At 36.4% G+C, this 1,806-nt stretch carries 1 protein-coding gene; it reads left to right on the top strand.

The window, feature by feature from the left end:
* Positions 1-128: 128 nt before the first annotated feature.
* Positions 129-1,806, top strand: a 1,678-nt coding sequence (locus tag FFM66_RS11275; protein WP_246038441.1) for an IS1182 family transposase, incomplete at its 3' end; no start/stop codon positions are given.

The raw sequence follows: 1,806 nt of genomic DNA, 5'->3' as shown, positions 1-1,806 counted from the left end.
ATAAGTCCTAATGAAAAATCCAGATACCAGTCAAATTGATTGGCATCTGGATTATTTTTTTGTATTAAAATAAGAACACCTTTGCTAAAATAAAAGTGACTAAACAAATAAAAAAGCGAGGTGTTCTTATGTTTAAAAATTATACCACAAATCAAGTCGTTCTTCCTCTAGATTTTAGTTTTCAGTTAGAAAAAAATGATATTGCGTTCGCTATTGATGAGTTAATTGAAAGTATTCCCGAACAGCGTTTCATTCCCTTTCATCATCAAATGGGACCTTCTTCCTATCATCCAAAAATGATGATGAAGATGATTTTATGTGCCTACACACAATCCGTGTTTTCTGGTCGAAAGATTGAAGCATTGACGAAAGACAGTATTCGCATGATGTGGCTTACGCAAAGTTATCAACCTAGTTATCGAACAATTAATCGGTTCCGTGTGAATCCTTTGGTGAACACACTCCTTCGGGAGTGCTTCGTTCAGTTCCGTAGCCAATTGGTCAAGGAACAATTGATCGATGAAGAAGCTATTTTTATCGATGGGACAAAGATTGAAGCAAATGCCAATAAATACACCTTTGTTTGGAGAAAATCGATTGATAACTTTGATAAAAAGCTTACTGAAAAATCAGCTTTTCTTTATGATGAATTGGTAAAAAATACGATTATTCCTGAAATTGAACGCGAGTCCACAAATGAATTATCTCCAACTGAATTAAGTCAGATTGAAGAACACCTCACGCATGTTGTTGATAAATTTACAGAAAAAATCACACAAGAAGAAGATGGAACGACTCGAAAATCGTTACGTTCGAAACGGAAAATCCCGAAAAAGATCAGAAAACTATTTCGTGACTTCAAAGAAAGAAAACTTGCCTATCAAAGACATAGACAGATTCTAGGAAAACGAAATAGCTACTCTAGAACCGACCTAGACGCGACGTTTATGCGCATGAAAGATGATCCTATGAAAAATGGTCAGCTAAAAGCTGGCTACAACCTTCAAATTGCCACAAACAATCAGTATATTTTAGGCTATGATCTTTTCTCAAATCCAACGGATACACGAACACTGCGCCCTTTTTTAACTACTTTAAAAGAGTGTTTCTTTGAGCTACCAACCTATATTGTCGCAGATGCTGGTTATGGAGGAGAAGAAAACTATCAAGCTATTTTAGAAGACCATGAACGGATACCGCTCATTACCTATGCCATGTATCATAAAGAACAAAAGAAAAAATTCAAACAAAACCCATTTCTTCCCGCAAACTGGTCGTATCAAGAATTAGATGATACATTTCTTTGCCCTAATGGACGGAAAATGAGGTTTCGCAATTATTCTATTCGTACAGATAAATATGGATTTAAACGATATTTAAAACGGTATGAATGTGAAGATTGTTCGAATTGTCCTCTTCGAAGCCAGTGTACAAAAGCGAAGAGTGACAAGAATCGTGAGATTCAAAAGAACATGAACTGGGAATACTTTAAAGCAACGATTCAACAGCTACTTTCAGAAGAAGAAACCGGTAAAATCTATCGTCAACGAAAAATTGACGTTGAACCGGCTTTCGGACATTTGAAGGCTTGTTTAGGTTTTACTCGGTTCTCTGTTCGAGGAAAACAGCAGACACACAATGAGATTGGGTTTGCGCTAATGGCGATCAATTTAAGGAAGTATAGGTTGAACATGCCCGCAACCAAGGAAGATTCTTCCAATAATCTAAAAAACAGACGACCGAAAATTCTTTTTACGATTTTCGGTCGTCTGTTTTATGATTCTTGGGACTTATGTCCCAAGCTCT

This window comes from Enterococcus songbeiensis (assembly GCF_005405265.1).
Taxonomy (GTDB): domain Bacteria; phylum Bacillota; class Bacilli; order Lactobacillales; family Enterococcaceae; genus Enterococcus_C; species Enterococcus_C songbeiensis.
Note: the sequence above shows the minus strand (reverse complement) of the source record. Positions and strands in the feature narration are given on the sequence as shown.